Source organism: Wolbachia endosymbiont (group A) of Therophilus tumidulus, from assembly GCF_964277345.1.
In the GTDB taxonomy this organism is placed as follows: domain Bacteria; phylum Pseudomonadota; class Alphaproteobacteria; order Rickettsiales; family Anaplasmataceae; genus Wolbachia; species Wolbachia pipientis.
Genome location: NZ_OZ195515.1, coordinates 18,828 through 37,068, shown reverse-complemented (window position 1 = coordinate 37,068; position 18,241 = coordinate 18,828). Strand labels below are relative to the sequence as shown.

Below are 18,241 nucleotides of genomic sequence, written 5' to 3'. Positions count from 1 at the left end.
GGCATTTTTTGATGTCTTGTAACGCTTTATAAGCGCGTTCAGCTTATTTAGATAAAAATCTAGATGTAGATGAAGTTTTGTAAAGACATACAGTATCTATATACTGCAAAAAATTGAACATAAGACGCCGATACATTAAGTAATCCTTACCTTTTAATCTGCAGATTGGCGAAAGCAAATACAATAGACTTCTTTCGAAACTAGGATAAAGCAGTAAAAATAGTAATTTTGAGGTAAGGAGAAATGAAGTATGAAATAGTGAAAGAGCTCGATAAAGGGGAGTTTCGTCGACTAACAGGAGTAAAGAGATCAACATTTAACAAAATGGTAGGGATTTTATGTGAAGAAAATAAAAAAAAGAAAGCCAAAGGAGGAAGGAAAAATAAGCTAAACGAGGAGAATATGCTGCTCATGGTATTAGAATACTTACGAGAATACCGTACATATTTTCACATAAGTCAAAGTTATGGAGTAAGTGAAAGTACGGCATATAAAACTGTAAAATGGGTAGAGGATACTCTAATACAACACCAAGATTTCGCATTGCCAGGACGAAAAGAACTCCTAAAAAGCGACGTGAAATATGAGATTTTGGTGATTGATGCAACGGAAACACCTGTAGAGAGACCAAAAAAAAGCAGAAAAGATTTTATTCAGGAAAGAAGAAAAAACATACGCTAAAAACACAAATAATTGCAGAAAAGAAGAGCAAGAAAATTATTTGTACGTCATTTTCAAACGGGAGAAAGCATGACTTTCGGCTTTTCAAGGAGTCAAAAGTGCATGTATCAGAAGGTATAAAAGTTTTAGCCGATGCTGGCTATAGAGGTTTTCAGAAAATTCACAAAAATGTCGAGTTGCCACACAGAAGGATGAAAAAGAGTCCCTTAATTAAGGAAAAAAAGGTAGAAAATCGGGAGCTAGCAAGCAAAAGAGTAGTAGTTGAGAATGTAATTGGTCTGTTAAAAAGATTCAAAATTATTGCAGACAGATACCGCAATCGGAGAAAACGTTTTGGCTTGAGATTCAATTTAATAGCAGGAATTCACAATTTTGAGCTGTCTATATGAGTTTCGAAAGAGGTCTAATAGCTTCACTATCATGATAAGGGCGCTGGCGAAGGGTGTCAAGTAAGTTTCTATATAATATTTTCTAAAATAAATAGACTTCTCGCATCCAATTTTGGCAGCGCGCGACACACAACTGCAATGACAAGGTATCGCAAGATAAACATCATATTCACACGAAGTACTTGACTTCACTTGTACTAAGAAGCATTTTATATATGTTGTGTGCCCGTAGCTCAGCTGGATAGAGCAACAGCCTTCTAAGCTGTGGGTCGTAGGTTCGAATCCCACCGGGCACACTCTTTTATCAATACTTTCTATAAATCTTCAAGTACTCTGGCACCACATTTTCAATTGCTAATGGTCGAACCTTCATTGTTTCAAGGTCAACTGACTTTTCGATTGAACTATTCATCATAACTTTCACCTGATCTTGAGTAAGCATAGGGTTCGTATCTCCGGTTATTGGTTTTAGCAGCATAGAAATAATTTTATTTTCTAAAAAGAAAGCTATTAACTTTGCCATTGGAAAAGATACATTGATCAACAAACACTTTCTGTTAGTAACATTCAGAATAAACTTCAATAAGCTTTTGAAAGAGTAAACCTTTGGTCCACCCATGTTATAAATTTTCTTGTCTTGCTTATTAAAACTGATAATACGATATACCACTTCAGCTAAGTCTGTTACACATATTGGCTGAAATTTAGTTGTTCCATTGCCAATTAGTGGTAAGAAAGGAAGAATAGTTGCTAATCTTGCAAATTTATTAAAGAAGTTGTCTTCTTTACCAAATACAAGGCTTGGCCTAATTATTATTGCTTTTTGAAATGCTGAAGTTACAGCTTTTTCACCTTCCAATTTACTTTTGGCATATTTTGACAACTTGCTATTTTCTATTCCCATAGCAGAAAAATGTATCATCATAGGTACATTTTTCATTTTTGCAGCTTTTGCTATCCTTTCAGCTATTTTAACGTGAACAGCGTAAAAATCGTGCTTTTTTGCTTCATATAATATTCCCACTAAGTTTATAGCTACATCACATTCTTCCATACCATCCAGAACTGATTTTTCATCAAAAAAATCGCCTTTAAATATTGATATTTGTCCTAAATTGCCACACAATTTTAAACAAGCAGCTTTTTCCTGATTACGAGTGAATATCTTTATTAAATATCCTTCTGCTGCCAAGCGTCTTACGATGTGTTTCCCTATAAACCCCGTTCCACCAAAAATAATTACACGTTTTGTCACAATTAAAGTTCCTAATAATTTGTTACTGTAAATTAATACAATGATTTCGCTTAATATTTTATTACGAATTCCCGTACAATAAGATCCATTTTCATTCCTCGTGAGCCTTTAACTAGAATTGCGTCATTATTCTGAATAATGTTAGCTAAATCACTTTTCAATTGATTAGAATCATTAAAATGCGTGCCTCTTATATTATCTGGCAAAAGCTCATGCAATTCTAACATAAATTTACCAACTGTATAAACTTTATCTATATTATTTTCTGTGATAATCTTAACCAAATCTGTATGAAACTCTATGCTTTCATCACCAAGTTCCAACATATCACCAAGCAAAGCTACTTTTCTCTGATTAGAATATGTACTCAAAGTTTTTATTGCAGTTTTCATCGAAGCAGGGCTGGCGTTATAGGAGTCATCAATTAAATGTATATATTTTTTATTGCATTTGACCTTATGAATATTGCCTCTACCTTTCGCTACACTAAAATTCTTAAGTGCAAGTGGTAATTTTGATAAATCAAGTCCGAGGCTTTGCACAACTGCTGCAACAGCAAGTAGCGAATAAGCAAAATGCTCACCTTGTACACGTAAATTACAGTTTATAATTTGATTATCACTCAGCCTGATTTTTAAACTTAATCTATTAGCAACTCGGTTTGATGTCATTCCAGCGCGTGACGCTGGAATCCAGTCTTTATTATACAACCGTCTGATATGCTCATTTGCAATTGAACTTCCTGGATCCAAGTAGTCAAGCACTGGGATGACAGAAGATAGTGCTGAAATGACAGAAGATTCATCGTTTCTTATTAAGTTTAGTAAACAAACTTCAGCATTTTTATCTTTACCGAAGCTTATTACATTTCTATTGGCGTGTGATGAGAGATAATCATAATATTTATTATCTCTGCTTAAAACCAAAGTACCGTTATTTTTCATACCATACAGAATTTCTAACTTCGCTTGTGCAACGTCAAATAGTGATGAAAAATTTTCAGTATGTGCAGGTTCGATGTTGGTAATAACTGCAATATTCGGATTACTAATTTTTGATAATTCTTTTATTTCACCAGCTTTATTCATTCCCATTTCAAGAATTAAGTACTGGCAGTTTTTTGGAGCTTTCAGAATTGTCAAAGGCAATCCTATATTATTATTTAAGTTACCTTCGTTTGCATGGGACACTCCATATTGCGATAAAACAGTGTGTAGCATATCCTTTGTAGTGGTTTTTCCGACACTGCCTGTAACTGCAATAACTTTAGCATCAATAAGAACATTTCTAATGTAATATGATGCCATATCGTGCAAAGCTTTCAGGGTATCTTGTACAATAATGAGAGGGAAACTTTTATATTTACCCTCACTCACTATTGCAGCGATAGCCCCTTTTAAAAACGCTTCATGCAAAAAATTATGGCCATCAAAATTCTTTCCCTTGAGGGCAATAAATAAATCACCTTTTTTTATGCTTCTTGTGTCCGTTGAAATATTTGAGCTATGTATCCAATTACAACCATTTACGTCTCTTCCGCCAGTTGCATCAATGATATTATTTGTGTTCCATTTAAACATAATTTAGAGTATTCTTTATAATAAATTGAACAATAAAAGTAGCGAAAATACTACATGTTTTAGACAATGTGCAAATAATGGTTGCAATCCCTATAATTCTATCTTATAATGGATATAGAAGTTTAAATTTTTTCGTCTATAATTAAAATGTATTTAGTTGTAGAAAGTACCTTGGAGGTATGTATGTTCACAGGAAAAAATGAAAAATCTACTTCTATACTAGCTAAAGTTGGTAATGCAGCTTCGGGAGTAGGAAGTTTTCTGGGTAGAGGTGTAAAAGTTCTAGTCAAGGGTGCAGTGTACCCTATATGGCCAAAGAATTGGTTTAAGTCCTGGGATGAAATGCGGCACGACATAAAAAATGGCGGACGTTCTATTATTGGCAACCCACTTGAAGAATATGATCCACCTATAGAAACCACACAAGCTAGTGAGGATCTTGGTGTCCAAATAATGGAGCAAAAGAAAGGAACAGGAAAGGTAACTTTTTTAGCATCAAGGACTCTGACAGGGGATATACCCTATTTGACGCCAGAACGATTAGGTGAAATAAAGCAAAACCTGCCAAATGTAACTATCTTTAAAGAAGAAAATAAAATTGTAATTGAAGTTGATGTTAAAAAAATAATTGAAGACATTAAATATAAAGGAAAGAGTCCAGAGGAGATAAAAAAGCTTGCTATTGAAGAAATTAAACAAAAAGTTGACGGTAACCTTAAAGATCTAGCAAAAATTACTGGTGGAGAATTTAAAGTTCACACAGACTTAAAATTGCTGTATGGTATTGCAGAAAAATTGTATAAGGAATATGATAATCAAAAGCAGTCATCAGACAAAGTTGTGAAGTCTGATGTTGGTCAGCCTTCAGAAACTATAGCTTCAGGTGAGAAAAAATGGGCGCAAGAAGCTATAAAAGCAGGTAAGTCGCAAAGTTGTGGAATGCAAAAATAAGTTATAGGGGAGTATTATGAGTGAAGCTAAAAAAATAGAGGAAAGACATCATAGTCTAACTGTTCCTGGGGATATGTATCACTTACAACCAGGAGTTATTACTGGAAAAAGGGTAAGTGGAATAGAACCCTTTTTGAAAGAACAGCAGGACATGGTAAAAGTAAGGGAACTTGTAAGCTCTTTAAATCTTGAAGATGCTTCTGGTGATGCGATAAAACCACTATCTACACCTAATGTAGAGAAAAACGAAGAAAGAGGGAAAGGTCGCTCTTAAAATATGAGCAATGAAGTTTATGATAGCGATAACATCTTTGCTCAAATATTAAGAGGTGAGTTACCTTGTGAGAAGGTACATGAAAATGAAAATGTACTAGCTTTTCATGATAAGTACCCTGACGCACCAGTTCATATTTTAGTTATATCAAAAAATCAATATATTTCATATGATGATTTCATTCTAAAAGCTCCTGAAGAGGAAATAGCGGATTTCTTCAAAACTGTAAGAGAGATAGCACACAAATATAATCTAGAAAAAACAGGATATAGATTAGTCACTAACTACGGTGAAAATGGAGAGCAGGTTGTACCACACTTTCACGTGCATATTTTAGGTGGTAAAAAGTTAGGAAAGCATGTAAACTCATAGTGTTATATGTTTTGTTAAATGAGCGAATATTTAACCATAGTAATCTTTATCTGCGTATCAATTGTAGTATCTTTTGCTTTAGGTATATTGCCTATGTTTCTTGCAGTGAGTAAGCCAGATGGTGAAAAGCTTTCCACATATGAGTGTGGCTTCAATCCACTATCCAGTGCAAGGAAAAATTTTGACATTAAATTTTACCTAGTTTCAATATTATTTATAATATTTGACTTAGAAATTGCTTTTCTTTTTCCTTGGGCTGTTTCTTTATCTAAGATAAGCTATGGTGGATTTTGGTCTATGATGGTATTTCTTGCAATACTCACTATAGGTTTTATCTATGAATGGTGTAAAGGTGCATTAGAGTGGGAGTAGTTTATGACAAATCAAATTCTATCTAATGATGACTGGGGTCGTTATAAAAAAGAAGGGTTTCTTGTCACTAAATTTGGTGATTTAACAGATTATGTAATGAATTGGGCAAGGTCTGGTTCATTGTGGCCAATGACATTTGGTCTTGCATGTTGCGCAGTTGAGATGATGCATACTGCATCCAGCCGTTATGATCTTGATAGATATGGTATAATGTTTCGTGCAAGCCCACGTCAATCAGATGTGATGATTGTTGCTGGCACACTAACTAATAAAATGGCAGCAGCATTGCGCAAGGTTTATGATCAAATGGCAGACCCGAAGTATGTTATTTCCATGGGAAGTTGTGCAAATGGTGGTGGTTATTACCATTACTCTTATTCAGTAGTCCGAGGCTGTGATAGAATTGTGCCAGTTGACGTGTATGTCCCTGGATGCCCACCAACCGCTGAGGCGTTGCTATATGGAATGCTATGCCTACAAAACAAAATAAAACGGACTCGGAATGGATAAAACTGCAAAGTATATACAAAAAAAGACCAAATGCGAGTGCATTCAAAAAGATGATGGCATTATTGTAATATATTCAACTTTAGATGAAATTGAAAAGTACCTATTCTTTCTACGTGATGATGAAAAGTGTAGGTTTGAACTATTAGTTGATATTTTTGGGGTTGACTATCCAAATAGAGAGAAGCGTTTCGAGCTAATATACAATCTGCTCAGCATTGTGCATAATATTAGAGTACACATAAAGCTTCAGTTATGTGAAAGCGACATGCCTCCAAGTGTAGCGAAGATATTTAGTACGGCTTTGTGGTTTGAGCGTGAAGTGTTTGATATGTATGGAATAGAGTTTTCTGATCACCCTGATTTGCGTAGGATTCTAACAGACTATGGATTCAAAGGTCATCCAATGTTAAAAGATTTCCCTCTCACTGGTTATGAGGAAGTAAGATATGATATAGAGACAAAAAAGGTTGTGTATAATCCTATAGATTTACCGCAAGATTTTCGTATGTTTGATAGCTTATCGCCTTGGGAAGGTAAAACCATAAAAGTAAATACAAAGGAGTAGAAAATGACAGTACAAAGAAAAAAAATATCTTTAATCGGTGCAGGAAATATCGGTGGAACTCTCACCCATATGATTGCACTAAGGGAACTCGGTGATGTTGTTTTACTTGATATTAGTGATGGAATACCACAAGGTAAAACACTCGACATAGCAGAATCATCCCCTATTGATGGATTTAATGTCAATATTACTGGCACAAATAGGTATGAAGATATAAAAAACTCCGATGCAATTATAATAACCGCTGGCATCGCTAGAAAACCTGGAATGAGCAGGGATGACCTCCTGCAAACCAATGCTAAAGTAATGAAGGAGGTTGGCGAAAATATTAAAAAATATTCTCCAAACGCGTTTGTAATAGTGGTTACCAACCCTTTAGATGCCATGGTTTCAGTGGTGCATAAATTTTCAAACCTTTCAACTAATATGATTGTTGGCATGGCAGGAGTGCTTGATTCTTCCCGTTTTCGTTACTTTCTTGCAAGTGAGTTAAATATCTCAGTTGAAGATATATCTGCTTTTGTGCTTGGAGGACATGGCGACACTATGGTACCACTAATCAATTGTGCTTCAGTTGCTGGAATTCCACTTACTCAAATTATCGATATGGGTCTTATCACACAGAAAAAAGTCGATGAAATAGTTGAACGCACTCGCAATGGCGGTAAAGAAATAGTTGATCTGCTTAAGTCTGGATCTGCATACTACGCTCCTGCATCTTCAGCTATATGCATGTTAGAATCATATTTAAAAGATAAGAGGCGCATATTACCATGTGCTGCTTACCTTAATGGTGAATATGGTGTAGAAGAGTTGTTTATTGGTGTTCCTGTAATTATTGGAAAAAACGGAATTGAAAAGATCCTAGAAGTTAAAATGAATGATAGTGAACAAGAAATGTTTAATAAGTCTGTAAACTCGGTGAGAGAGCTGGTGAAATCTTTAGGTTCATAAGCAAATTAATGGTTTTATAGAGCTTCTTTATAGCTCAAACAGCCTAAAAAAGTTGCTTGTGGTTACCTTCGCTACTTGTTCTGGTGACTCATTCCACAACTCTGCCAAACAATCAACAACGTATTTCACCATTGCTGGTTCATTCTTTTTTCCCCTATAAGGCTCAGGTGATAGATATGGTGCATCAGTTTCGACTAAAACACGCTCGCGTGGTACATTTTGTGCAATTTCTCTGAGTAAGCTCGCATTTTTAAAAGTAATAATTCCAGAAAATGAAATATATAACCCCAAATCTATAGATTGATAAGCAAGTTCTTTAGAGGAAGCAAAGCAGTGCATTACTCCACTAAAAGCACCGGCTTTCATTTCTGACCTTAACATATCGATCATCTCATTATCAGCGCTTCTTGTGTGAATAACTAAAGGTAGTCCAGTTATTCTTGACGCTTCTATATGTAATGCAAAACTTTTTTTCTGATTGTCTTTGTTGTCAGATTTATAAAAATCTAACCCGGTTTCACCGATACTAATTACCTTTTGGTTCTTGGTAAATTCAACTAATTCATCAACATGTATACACTCACCGTTTTCTATAGCAGCATCAAGCGGATGTATACCAACAGAGGAGTAGACCTGATCATAGGATGAAGAAATTTTTAATAACTTAGGAACATCGTCAATGCTTACACATATGTTATGCAAAACCTTTACACCATTTTGCTCTGCCCTTGAAATTACTTTTGGTATTTCATCGTCAGAAAAATAAATCAAGTGGCAATGAGAATCTACTATCATGAGCTTATTGTTGAGGCTTTTATTATAGAAGAAAACTCTTCTATCACTGTTTTATAAACTTCTTTTTTAAATGATATAGCACTGGCTACTAAACTATCTATACCTTGCCAACGCCACTCTTTGAACTCTGGATGACCAGTATAATTAATATCAATGTCCTCATCCTCTCCGCAAAACTTCATTAAGAACCACCTTTGCTTTTGACCAGAATATTTTCCATTCCAGCATATTGGTATAACTTCTTCAGGCAAGTTGTAGTATATCCAATCCTTGCTTTTAGTTATAACCTTTACTTTATTAGTACCAACCTCCTCTAGCAACTCACGTAACGCTGCTTGTTCCAGTTCCTCACCATCATCAACACCTCCTTGTGGCATCTGCCAGTAAGAATCGCTATCAAAGCGTTTTCCAATAAAGGCATGTCCTTGTCTGTTAAATAGCATTATGCCAACACAAGGACGGTACTTATCTTTCTGCTCAACCACGAGTACGCTCTGTTTTTAAATGATTTGTTACAGAAGTTTTAATTAATTTTCCATTTTTTTCTTTCTTCATCTCTTCAACAATTTTCTTTGCAACTTCCTTTGCACTCAAGTTCGAGTTATCAATTTCAAGCGAACCCTCAGGTATAAATAGCCTTTTCCCTTCAATTTTCTTTATAGCAAAATCCGGATCAGTAATTTTATTTTCCTGATATCTCTCTTCTGATTGGACACGTCTTACTAGTTTTTCATTATTACAATGTAATACTACAGAAAAAATTTCCATGTCCATTTTTTTACTTAAATTTACCACTGAGTTATATAATCTTTGGTCATAGGGATCACCCTCTATCAATTCATTTGTAAATATATAATGTTTTGATTTTACGTAGTGTTTTTCCAGTATTGCTAATACATTTTCCCTAACTGCAAAAATTTTTTCCCATAGGTCATCTGGAACTTCAGCGTTTTGTAATTTAACAATATCAAATATAATATTATTGAATAGATTATTGCTTACTATTACTGCACCAATGATTTTACACAGTTCCTTTGCAGTAGTAAACTTACCACTGCCTGGAAAGCCGATTAAGTAGATGAGAGTCTTGCCCATAATGAATACTAGTAAAAAGCTATTTTCAATTATATAAAAAGTATATACATTGTACATGCTAAAAACATGATGATAAAATAGATGCAGGTAATACCTTTAACAAGTAGTTGCGTTGAAAATAGTTCATATTTAGAAATTTTGAGTATATAATTATAAATGAATCATATAACCTGTAAACAATGCTTAGCGATATGGAATCGATAAGAAGTACAATTGAAGAGATAATAGATCAAAATAAAGGTCATGATATAGTAACTTTTGATGTGCAGAATAAAACCGTTATTGCAAAATATATGATTATTGCATCTGGTGATTCAAGCCGTCACGTTAAAGCTTTAGCTGAGCACGTAATAAAAAGCCTCAAGCCACATGATAAAATAGATGTAGAAGGTATGGATGAAGGCAATTGGGTAGTTTTGAATTTTCAAGGCATAATGGTTCACATATTCAGGCCGGAAGTAAGGGAGTATTATAAAATAGAAGAGTTATGGAACTGATTGCCTGGATAGCTGGTGCACAACTGCACAAACGTTGTAATTTTGAAGGCAACTCCTGCACAGGTAGTGGTGTCATGAAAGTAGCTGACACTGGAATCCAGTTTTTCATGCAATTTCATCGAAAACGTTGTATAGTGTGCTTGTTTATAATTAAGTTCCAGTGTCTGGGCACTGGCTTCTCTATTAGGGTTACCTTCGGCATTAATGACAGGATAGACTGGGGTTTATAAAATGAAACACGCATCTGAATTTTTAAATTTCATCCAAGAAAGAGGGTACCTATACCAATGCACAAACATTGAAGGACTAGATCAATTATTATTGCAGAGCAATTATATAGTTGCATACATTGGGTTTGATTGCACAGCACCAAGTCTTCATGCTGGTCACCTAATTCAGATTATGATGCTCTGTCACCTACAAAAATTTGGTTATAAGCCGATAGTCTTACTTGGAGGTGGCACAACAAAAATTGGTGACCCATCCTTCAAAGATAAAGCAAGAAGCATCTTGCCTGTAGAGAACATCAATCAAAATACATCCAGTATAAGGAGAATATTAGAGAAAATGGTGTCTTTTAATGACAGCAAGACTGGTGCAATGATAGTAAATAACGCAGATTGGTTGGATAACATAAAATACATAGATTTTTTGCGTGATATAGGAGCTTATTTTTCTGTAAATCGTATGCTAAGTTTTGATAGTGTGAAAACCAGGCTGGATAGAGAGCAAACCTTAAGCTTTCTGGAATTTAATTACATGCTATTGCAAGCTTACGACTTTATTGAATTAAACAAAAAATATGATTGTCGTCTGCAGATTGGAGGGTCAGACCAGTGGGGAAATATAGTAAACGGAATTGAACTTGGAAAAAAGTTGAATTTACCTGAGCTATTTGGCCTTACCATGCCTCTTTTATTAAATGCACAAGGAAAAAAAATGGGCAAAACTGAAAGTGGAGCAGTGTGGCTTGATGATAATATGCTAAAGCCTTACGACTACTGGCAATATTTTCGCAACGTTGATGATCAAGATGTTGGACGTTTTTTAAGATTGCTCACTGATGTGCCAATTGATGAGATTAGAAAATTAGAGTCTTTAAAGGATCAAGAAATAAATGAAGCAAAAAAGGTCTTGGCAACAGAAGTGACAAAAATATGTCATGGTGACAAAGAAGCGGAACTTGCACAATTTGCTGCAATTTCTGCTTTTGAGAATGAAGATAGCTCACTACTTCCTGATTACATCATAAAAAAAGAACAAGTTGCAAGCGGCATATCCTTAGTAGACCTACTACATGACACCGGTTTTGAACCTTCAAAAGGCGCTGCAAAGCGTTTAATACAGGGCAACGGATGCAAGATTAATGATAATGTTGTAAACAATATTGATCATGTAATAAATTTCGAAAGCTTTAAAGATCAGCCATTTATAAAATTATCTGCAGGAAAGAAACGCCATATAAAAGTTGTGGTAGATTAGGTCTCGAAGTAAGAAAACAAATTTTATACAAGTGAGAAATTAGATATGGAGCAAATTTTCAAAATTCGAGAATTATGTATAAAACAACTGGAAAGATAGTAGAAAGCGAAATTCTATTATATATAGCTAAAGTGGCTTAGGTTTACCTACAATTTGAAAAACAACAAATTCGTCATTCCGCTACTCATTAGCGGAATCTATACCGCGAATGAATCCATAACTGTACGGACATTGCAATTTGGGCCTACCAGGAGGGCAATGCCTCTTATCCAAGTACCCTCTTCTTGTCATCCAAGTAGCCGACACTGGGATGGCTTTGTTGCATAGCAACTGAAAAAATCTGGTGGCTACTGACAAAATTCATTATAAAATAGCCATTTAACCTTGAAAGAAAAAATATGCCACAAAAAATGAGGGTCAGTAACCATAGCGAATATAACAAATTTCTAGAAAAAAGAGGAAATATTTTTCATTATATCAACGAAGCCATAGAAAAGTGGTACGAGAATGGTCCAAAAATACCAGGTGGCAACAATATTTATAGCGATAAAGTTGTAATTTTGGTGCACATAATAACTTGTTTATTTAGAATAGGCCTGAGGCAAACAGTTGGGTTTATAGCAGGATACCTTGAGCAAATTGGGAAAAATTTGCAAGTTATCAGCTATTCACAATCATCAAGAAGGTTTAAGAAACTCAATATTAAGATCAATGATTGCAGAAAATAATATGGAAGATATCGAAATTGCTATAGACAGTACAGGAATTAGTATATACAACAACACTCCTGGTCATAGCAAAGAAAATAGCGAAGATAGAAAGTATCGCAGCTATGAACAGACAAGAAAATTGCATGTAATGTTGAATACAAACAGCAAAAAAGCCATAGCTGTAAAATACAGTAACGGCTGATCACTATGGAGCTTGTGATTTGCTAAAAGAAGTCGATTTTCAGTATGTCATAAAAGTACTATATGCAGATAGGGCATATGACAGAGAAAAGCTCTATAAGCTGTGTAATCAATATGGTATAAAAACGAAAATTCCTCCGAAAAACAACGCAGCAGAGCATCCAAAGTTAGACTATATGGCTGAGAGAAATTCTGCAGTCAAGCTCATAAAGTCATATGATGAAGATAGAGGTTGTCCGGAAACAAGTAAAAGGCTATAATATCTGAAATTTTAGTACGGGGTAAAGATGAGAAAAAAGTATCCAACAGATCTAAGCGAAAGGGAATGGGCAAGAATAGAAAAACACTTCAGAGTATCATACAAGAAAGGAGGAAGGCCGCCAAAGTATAGCAAAAAAGAAATATTAGAAGCAATTTTCTATGTATTGCGTACAGGGTGTCAATGGCGGTATTTACCAAATGATTTTCCGCTATGGAAGACTGTGTATGAGCAGTTCAGGCAATGGAAGAAGCAGGGAATTTTTGAGAAAATGAATTATGAAATTACAAAATATAGTAGAAGAAAAATAGGAAGGAATGAGCAGCCGAGTGCCTGTATAGTAGATAGTCAATCTGTAAAGACTACAGAAAAGGGGGGATCAAAGGCTATGATGGAAGTAAAAAAGTAAAGGGTAGAAAAAGGCATATAATTACAGACACTCAGGGTTTTATACTAGGTTGTTACGTAGGCGCTGCTAACGAAAATGATAGAGATGGTATTAAAATAGCATTAAACAATATGAGAACAAAATATACTAAAGTTAAAAAAATGTGGGCTGACATGGGATACCAAGGAAGAAATTTAAAGAATCACATAAAGGAAGAATATGACATAGATATTGAAATTGTTAAAAGGCCTCCATGTAGATTTTGGGTGCACAAAGATACGCCACCTGAGCTACTACCAACAAGAGAACAAGGGTTTAAAGTACAGCCAAGAAGATGGGTTGTAGAAAGGACTTTTGCTTGGGTTAATAGGAATAGAAGGCTATCGAAGGAGTATGATTTACTCACAACATCCACTGAGAATTTCATATACCTAGCTATGAGTAGGGTTATGTTAAAGAGGGAATATGCTTGAATTTACTAGTTTCCGGACAACCTCATATAGTACTTCCCAAAGTAAATGATAAAGGTATAATAAGCTATTTGAGTTATAATGGCGTATAGTGTGGATTTAAGGGAAAGGGCAGTATCGATGATAGAAAAAGGGAAGTCAAAGGTTGAGGTGGCAGAGCTTTTGGAGATAGGAATAGCAACTCTGTACCGCTGGTTAAGAAAGAAAGCCGCTGGTGAAAGCCTAAGAGCCTGTCTTGAAAAGAAATGAGAAAGAGAATATGATGAGATAAGTAAAAAATAGTAGGTAAAAATGTATCCAAGTGATATAAGTGACAAAGAATGGGAAATTTTGGAGCCAAGTGTTGCACAAGGTGCAGTAGGACGGCCAAGAAAGCACAATATTAGAACAATTATTAATGCAATAAGATATATAATGAAAGGTGGTTGCCAGTGGAGAATGCTGCCAAAAGATTTTCCGCCATGGAAAACGGTGTATGATTATTTTCTCAGGTGGCGTAATAGTGGCAAATTGGAAGAAATACACGATATGTTAGTAAAAAAGGTAAGAAAAATGGTTGGCAAAAATGAAATACCTTCGGTAGGAATAATTGATAGTCAATCAGTGAAAACCACTCAAAAAGGGGATCCAGAGGATATGATGCTGGCAAGAAAATAAAGGGTAGAAAACGTCACATCATTGTGGATACAATAGGCCTAATTATTACAGCTGATGTTCATAGTGCAGGCATTCAAGATCGTGATGGTGCTCTAAATCTTTTTACTCAAGCTAAACGAAAAGCTCCAACGCTACAAAGGTTTCTCGCTGATCAGGGATATATTGGTAAATTGCAAAATTACTGTTTATTGAAAACAGGATGTTTATTGACGATTACTAAAAAAGCAGCTGATGCTGTAGGATTTCAAGTTATTCCTAAACGGTGGATTGTTGAAAGAACTTTTGCTTGGCTTTCCAATTTTAGACGTATGAGCAAGGATTATGAGCATTCTCCTCTTACTTCAAAAACTAATATCTCCTTTAATATGATTACTATTATGCTTGCTAAATTAGCTGCTTAGTTCCTTTCAAGACAGGTTCTAAGGCCATCGAAAAACGGCAGCTTTATTCGAAAAATAGACCCAAAAATACTCGAAGAATATGTTAAAAAGAATCCAGATCATACGCTGGCAGAGATGAAACAAAATCTTGGATTTGGAATAAATTCAATTTGGTATAGGCTGAAACAGCTAAGAATTACTTTAAAAAAAAGTTACACTATATCAAGAGCGCAATCAAGAAGATAGGCAGCGATTTACCGATAAAATCTCAAAAATAGACCATTCCAGCATCTTATATATAGATGAAGCAGGAGTTGATAATAGGTTATACCGAGAGTATGGACGTGCTCCAATAGGAAAGAAAATTTATGCAGATATTCCAGGAAGAAAACGAGAGAGAATCAGTATAATAGGCGGGTGGATTGGAAAGAGATTTATTGCACCAATGACTTTCAAAGGTGGGTGTGACAAAGAGGTATTCAATACATGGTTAGAGAAGATGTTATTACCTAAATTGCCACATGGTACTACAATAGTTATGGACAATGCCACATTCCATAAAACTCCCAAAACAAAGGAGTTAATAGATAATGCTAGATGCCGTTTGCTCTATCTACCAACATATTCACCAGATTTGAACCCTATAGAGCATTGTTGGAATACCATCAAAAGCCGCCTCAGACCTTTAATGCATAAATATACAGACTTACAACTTTTGGTTGGTAATACCATAATGGAAATTTATCATTCATTTTAGAAAATACTATAGTATAAAGAAGTGGAAAAAAGAGATGAGTTATGGAAAAAGATCTTATATAGAAAGTTTTTTCTCGCGACTGAAACAAACATTCGGGTTTAGTTTTAGGAATAAATCTGAGACAAATAGAGAGAAGGAACTACTTGTTAAATGCTATTTGCTCAATAAGTTCACTGATATTGGTATGGCTAAATTTGAGATAGCTTCATAAATTTATTGTGCGTTACCTACTATCCGAAGAGCGATGCAACAAAGCCCACGCACTGGGATGACAGCAGTCCTACGTCATACCGCGATTCATTCGCGGTATCTCGGCCGCTAACAAGAGATCCCGCTAACACGTAGCGGGATGACGAGCTTATCGTCACGCTGCCACGAACCGTCATACCGCCGCGGCGCTAACAAGAGATCCCGCTAACACGTAGCGGGATGACGAATTACTATCTACACCGTCATACCGCGATTCATTCGCGGTATCTCTTAACATAGATCCCTTACTTAACCGTCATACCTTAACATAGATCCCGCTAACAAGCAGCGGGATGACGGTTGTCGTTTAGCTACAAACATTAAGAAATTTACCAAATAAAAAAAAGGCAAAAGAAGCCCCGTGGTTGGCTAATTACTTACATTATACTTTCAAGTATGGCGTTTTTTTATTCTAAACACTTAATAACCGCGATTCAGCTACTTTTAAACCGCAACTAATCTAAATTATAAACGTTAAGAAATTTACTAAACAGAAAAAAAGGCAAAAGAAACCCTAGGGTAGCTAGTTATTCACTATCCATTTTTTAAGTTGGCGTTTTTTATGTTTTAAACGCTTTATAAGCGCGTTTCAGCTTATGTAGGTAGAAATTTTATAAGACATAAGGTGCACATAGTGCAAAAAATTAAACATGATACGCCAGATACGTGAGTTTTTTTGTCATTTAATCTGTACAGAGAAGATAAATAAATAGCTTCAGTGTTTATGATAAGGGGGCTGGCGGAGTTTGTCAAGTGGTTTTTTAGCCACGTTTCCCTGTTATAATGTTCGTTTGCTTGACCTAAGATCCGGGAGTATTTAAACTGAACTCTATATAGTGTTAAAAATGATAGGAAATCTAAGCGGAATAGTTGATGAAGTGCGCAGTGATCACATAATCCTGAATGTGAATGATGTTGGCTATATGGTGTATCTTTCAGCCAAAACTTTAAGTGCTTGTGCAATTGGAAGTAGAATCAAATTACTTATCGAAACCTATGCAAATAACAGAGAAAACACTACTCAGCTATATGGTTTTATAAGCGAAGAAGAACAGCAGTGCTTGAGGTTGCTAGTTAAAGTAAGCGGCGTTAGCTATAAAACTGCAATGTCAATTTTGGGCAAATTAACTCCAGAACAGCTATTTTTGGCAATTATGAATGAAGATAAAGTAGCACTCAAGATGAGCGGACTTGGCCTGAAACTCATAAATCGAATCATCACTGAATTGAGTGGCAAAGTGAGTAAACTAGAAATAAATAACAATAATTTTCATCCAATTAATGAAGATGCCCTTTCAGCATTGATCAATCTTGGGTATGAAAAAATGAAAGCTTATGATACGATAAAAAAATACAGGCCAAATCTGGACACTAAGGATATTATTCGCATGGCGCTTAAGGAGCTTTCAATACTATGAAATCAATATCGTGCGGTAAAGAATATACTGAAGATGTGCGCAATATCAACATCAGGCCTGAACAACTTGATGATTTTGTCGGGCAAAAAGACTTAATACAAAATTTAAAAGTGTTTATAAACGCTGCACAGACGAGAACTGAAGCTTTAGATCACGTTTTATTATATGGTCCTCCAGGGCTTGGCAAAACAACTTTAGCACAAATTGTTTCTAAAGAATTAAGAGTTAGCTTTCGCGCAACTTCTGGTCCTTTACTTAGTAAAGCTGGAGATTTGGCCGCAGTGCTTACCACTTTAAATGCAAAAGATGTTCTATTTATCGACGAAATTCATAGATTAAATCGCAGCATCGAAGAAGTTTTATATACTGCTATGGAAGATTTTTGCCTGGACATATTAGTAGGTGAAGGTCCATCTACTCGCACTTTAAGGATAGATCTACCACCATTTACGCTAATTGGAGCAACAACACGGCTTGGATTACTTTCTGCGCCACTCAGAGATCGTTTTGGCATTCCTTTGCATCTTGAGTTTTATTCCTTTGAGGAGCTGGTTAATATTATAAAAAGAGGCGCAAGAGTTCTTTCTGCTGAAATTGAAGAGGATGCAGCACGGGAAATTGCCTGCCGTGCGCGCGGCACTCCAAGAATTGCTTTGAGGTTACTCAGAAGAATAAGGGATTTTGTTGAAGTGAAAGATGATAAAAAAATTACTTATGAAGTCGCTGATTCTGTATTACTAAAATTGGGTGTAGATAAAATGGGACTCAATAAACTTGATATGAATTATCTAAGATTTTTATTCAACACTTCAGGCCCTGTTGGAATTGACACCATATCTATTGCGCTATCCGAAGATGTTGGCAATATTGAAGAAACAGTAGAACCTTATTTAATCAAAATTAGTTTTGTAAAGCGCACACCAAGAGGGCGCGTTCTAACCGATCAAGCAAAGGAGTATTTGAGCTTTCAACATTAAACA

Annotated in this window: 26 protein-coding genes, 1 tRNA gene and 1 pseudogene; 23 read left to right on the top strand and 5 right to left on the bottom strand. The window is 35.4% G+C overall.

Annotated elements, in window-relative coordinates:
• Nucleotides 1-243 precede the first annotated feature (243 nt).
• Nucleotides 244-1,070, top strand: a protein-coding gene (locus tag ACICQD_RS00255; protein WP_395461446.1) for an IS5 family transposase whose coding sequence is annotated in 2 segments (ribosomal slippage) — nt 244-631 and nt 631-1,070 — 828 coding nt in all. Because the reading frame shifts where the segments join, the coding sequence is not laid out codon by codon here.
• Nucleotides 1,071-1,292: 222 nt separating this feature from the next.
• Nucleotides 1,293-1,366 (top strand) — tRNA-Arg (locus tag ACICQD_RS00250).
• A gap of 8 nt (nt 1,367-1,374) precedes the next feature.
• Here ACICQD_RS00250 and ACICQD_RS00245 read toward each other — a convergent pair.
• Nucleotides 1,375-2,325, bottom strand: a complete 951-nt coding sequence (locus tag ACICQD_RS00245) for a complex I NDUFA9 subunit family protein (RefSeq protein WP_010082395.1) — start codon at nt 2,323-2,325, stop codon at nt 1,375-1,377.
• A 50-nt stretch (nt 2,326-2,375) separates the two neighbouring features.
• Nucleotides 2,376-3,905, bottom strand: a complete 1,530-nt coding sequence (locus ACICQD_RS00240; protein ID WP_022626416.1) for a UDP-N-acetylmuramoyl-tripeptide--D-alanyl-D-alanine ligase — start codon at nt 3,903-3,905, stop codon at nt 2,376-2,378.
• 183 nt (nt 3,906-4,088) lie between these two features.
• On the opposite strand from ACICQD_RS00240, the gene ACICQD_RS00235 reads away from it, so the two are divergent.
• Genes ACICQD_RS00235 through mdh form a run of 7 tightly spaced genes read left to right on the top strand, consistent with a single transcriptional unit; the run spans nt 4,089 to nt 7,903 of the window.
• Nucleotides 4,089-4,856 (top strand): hypothetical protein, encoded by a 768-nt coding sequence (locus ACICQD_RS00235; RefSeq protein ID WP_070356981.1) that lies wholly within the window; start codon nt 4,089-4,091, stop codon nt 4,854-4,856.
• A 16-nt stretch (nt 4,857-4,872) separates the two neighbouring features.
• Nucleotides 4,873-5,130, top strand: coding sequence for a hypothetical protein (locus tag ACICQD_RS00230; protein WP_010082357.1), 258 nt, complete (start codon nt 4,873-4,875; stop codon nt 5,128-5,130).
• A gap of 3 nt (nt 5,131-5,133) precedes the next feature.
• Nucleotides 5,134-5,502 (top strand): HIT domain-containing protein, encoded by a 369-nt coding sequence (locus ACICQD_RS00225; protein ID WP_010082356.1) that lies wholly within the window; start codon nt 5,134-5,136, stop codon nt 5,500-5,502.
• 18 nt (nt 5,503-5,520) lie between these two features.
• Nucleotides 5,521-5,874 (top strand): NADH-quinone oxidoreductase subunit A, encoded by a 354-nt coding sequence (locus tag ACICQD_RS00220; protein ID WP_006279576.1) that lies wholly within the window; start codon nt 5,521-5,523, stop codon nt 5,872-5,874.
• Nucleotides 5,875-5,877: 3 nt separating this feature from the next.
• Nucleotides 5,878-6,384, top strand: coding sequence for a NuoB/complex I 20 kDa subunit family protein (locus ACICQD_RS00215; RefSeq protein ID WP_006279574.1), 507 nt, complete (start codon nt 5,878-5,880; stop codon nt 6,382-6,384).
• Complete coding sequence (locus ACICQD_RS00210; protein WP_006279573.1) at nt 6,377-6,949, top strand: NADH-quinone oxidoreductase subunit C; 573 nt, start codon at nt 6,377-6,379, stop codon at nt 6,947-6,949. Before ACICQD_RS00215 ends, ACICQD_RS00210 begins: the two co-directional genes overlap by 8 nt.
• A gap of 3 nt (nt 6,950-6,952) precedes the next feature.
• Entirely contained in the window at nt 6,953-7,903 is a 951-nt protein-coding gene (mdh, locus tag ACICQD_RS00205; protein WP_264374018.1) for a malate dehydrogenase, read from the top strand.
• 27 nt (nt 7,904-7,930) lie between these two features.
• Here the strand turns inward: mdh and ACICQD_RS00200 are convergent, their stop codons facing one another.
• The 3 genes from ACICQD_RS00200 to ACICQD_RS00190 are packed head-to-tail and all read right to left on the bottom strand — an operon-like array spanning nt 7,931 to nt 9,793.
• The gene (locus ACICQD_RS00200; protein WP_010082353.1) at nt 7,931-8,698 is read right to left on the bottom strand and encodes a TatD family hydrolase; all 768 of its coding nucleotides are present in this window, start codon (nt 8,696-8,698) and stop codon (nt 7,931-7,933) included.
• Nucleotides 8,695-9,183, bottom strand: coding sequence for an RNA pyrophosphohydrolase (locus ACICQD_RS00195; RefSeq protein ID WP_006279569.1), 489 nt, complete (start codon nt 9,181-9,183; stop codon nt 8,695-8,697). The genes ACICQD_RS00200 and ACICQD_RS00195 overlap by 4 nt, the downstream gene beginning before the upstream one ends.
• Entirely contained in the window at nt 9,176-9,793 is a 618-nt protein-coding gene (locus tag ACICQD_RS00190; RefSeq protein ID WP_022626414.1) for an AAA family ATPase, read from the bottom strand. The genes ACICQD_RS00195 and ACICQD_RS00190 overlap by 8 nt, the downstream gene beginning before the upstream one ends.
• Before the next feature lie 179 nt (nt 9,794-9,972).
• Between ACICQD_RS00190 and rsfS the strand changes: the two genes are divergently transcribed.
• The 14 genes and pseudogenes from rsfS (at nt 9,973) to ruvB (ending at nt 18,238) form a co-directional block, all read left to right on the top strand.
• On the top strand, nt 9,973-10,290 hold the full coding sequence (gene rsfS / locus ACICQD_RS00185) for a ribosome silencing factor (RefSeq protein ID WP_006279567.1): 318 nt from the start codon (nt 9,973-9,975) through the stop codon (nt 10,288-10,290).
• Entirely contained in the window at nt 10,281-10,520 is a 240-nt protein-coding gene (locus ACICQD_RS00180; protein ID WP_010963049.1) for a hypothetical protein, read from the top strand. Before rsfS ends, ACICQD_RS00180 begins: the two co-directional genes overlap by 10 nt.
• Nucleotide 10,521: 1 nt before the next feature.
• A complete protein-coding gene (gene tyrS / locus ACICQD_RS00175; RefSeq protein WP_007548582.1) occupies nt 10,522-11,772 on the top strand; it encodes a tyrosine--tRNA ligase in 1,251 nt (416 codons plus the stop codon).
• A gap of 398 nt (nt 11,773-12,170) precedes the next feature.
• Nucleotides 12,171-12,500, top strand: coding sequence for a transposase (locus tag ACICQD_RS00170; RefSeq protein ID WP_007548762.1), 330 nt, complete (start codon nt 12,171-12,173; stop codon nt 12,498-12,500).
• Nucleotide 12,501: 1 nt separating this feature from the next.
• Complete coding sequence (locus ACICQD_RS00165; protein WP_167347183.1) at nt 12,502-12,684, top strand: transposase; 183 nt, start codon at nt 12,502-12,504, stop codon at nt 12,682-12,684.
• Nucleotides 12,685-12,703: 19 nt separating this feature from the next.
• The gene (locus tag ACICQD_RS00160) at nt 12,704-12,943 is read left to right on the top strand and encodes a transposase (protein WP_395461445.1); all 240 of its coding nucleotides are present in this window, start codon (nt 12,704-12,706) and stop codon (nt 12,941-12,943) included.
• A 27-nt stretch (nt 12,944-12,970) separates the two neighbouring features.
• Nucleotides 12,971-13,803, top strand: a protein-coding gene (locus ACICQD_RS00155) for an IS5-like element ISWpi1 family transposase (RefSeq protein ID WP_209472412.1) whose coding sequence is annotated in 2 segments (ribosomal slippage) — nt 12,971-13,340 and nt 13,340-13,803 — 834 coding nt in all. Because the reading frame shifts where the segments join, the coding sequence is not laid out codon by codon here.
• Between the two features lie 78 nt (nt 13,804-13,881).
• A complete protein-coding gene (locus tag ACICQD_RS00150) occupies nt 13,882-14,049 on the top strand; it encodes an IS630 transposase-related protein (protein ID WP_395461444.1) in 168 nt (55 codons plus the stop codon).
• A gap of 42 nt (nt 14,050-14,091) precedes the next feature.
• Nucleotides 14,092-14,858 (top strand): IS5 family transposase gene (locus ACICQD_RS00145; RefSeq protein ID WP_395461441.1). Its coding sequence is split into 2 segments (ribosomal slippage): nt 14,092-14,419 and nt 14,419-14,858, totalling 768 coding nucleotides; the frame shifts between segments, so codons are not numbered across the junction.
• A 15-nt stretch (nt 14,859-14,873) separates the two neighbouring features.
• Nucleotides 14,874-15,083, top strand: a pseudogene (locus ACICQD_RS00140) (IS630 transposase-related protein); the annotation flags it as partial.
• 19 nt (nt 15,084-15,102) lie between these two features.
• Nucleotides 15,103-15,594: an IS630 family transposase gene (locus ACICQD_RS00135; RefSeq protein ID WP_155968340.1), complete on the top strand. Its 492-nt coding sequence runs from the start codon at nt 15,103-15,105 to the stop codon at nt 15,592-15,594.
• A gap of 34 nt (nt 15,595-15,628) precedes the next feature.
• Entirely contained in the window at nt 15,629-15,805 is a 177-nt protein-coding gene (locus ACICQD_RS00130) for a hypothetical protein (RefSeq protein ID WP_395461443.1), read from the top strand.
• Between the two features lie 883 nt (nt 15,806-16,688).
• Nucleotides 16,689-17,261 carry a Holliday junction branch migration protein RuvA gene (gene ruvA / locus ACICQD_RS00125; RefSeq protein WP_209472514.1) on the top strand — a complete coding sequence of 191 codons (573 nt, stop codon included), beginning with the start codon at nt 16,689-16,691 and terminating at the stop codon, nt 17,259-17,261.
• Entirely contained in the window at nt 17,258-18,238 is a 981-nt protein-coding gene (ruvB, locus tag ACICQD_RS00120) for a Holliday junction branch migration DNA helicase RuvB (protein ID WP_010963048.1), read from the top strand. The genes ruvA and ruvB overlap by 4 nt, the downstream gene beginning before the upstream one ends.
• The last annotated feature ends 3 nt before the right edge of the window (nt 18,239-18,241 follow it).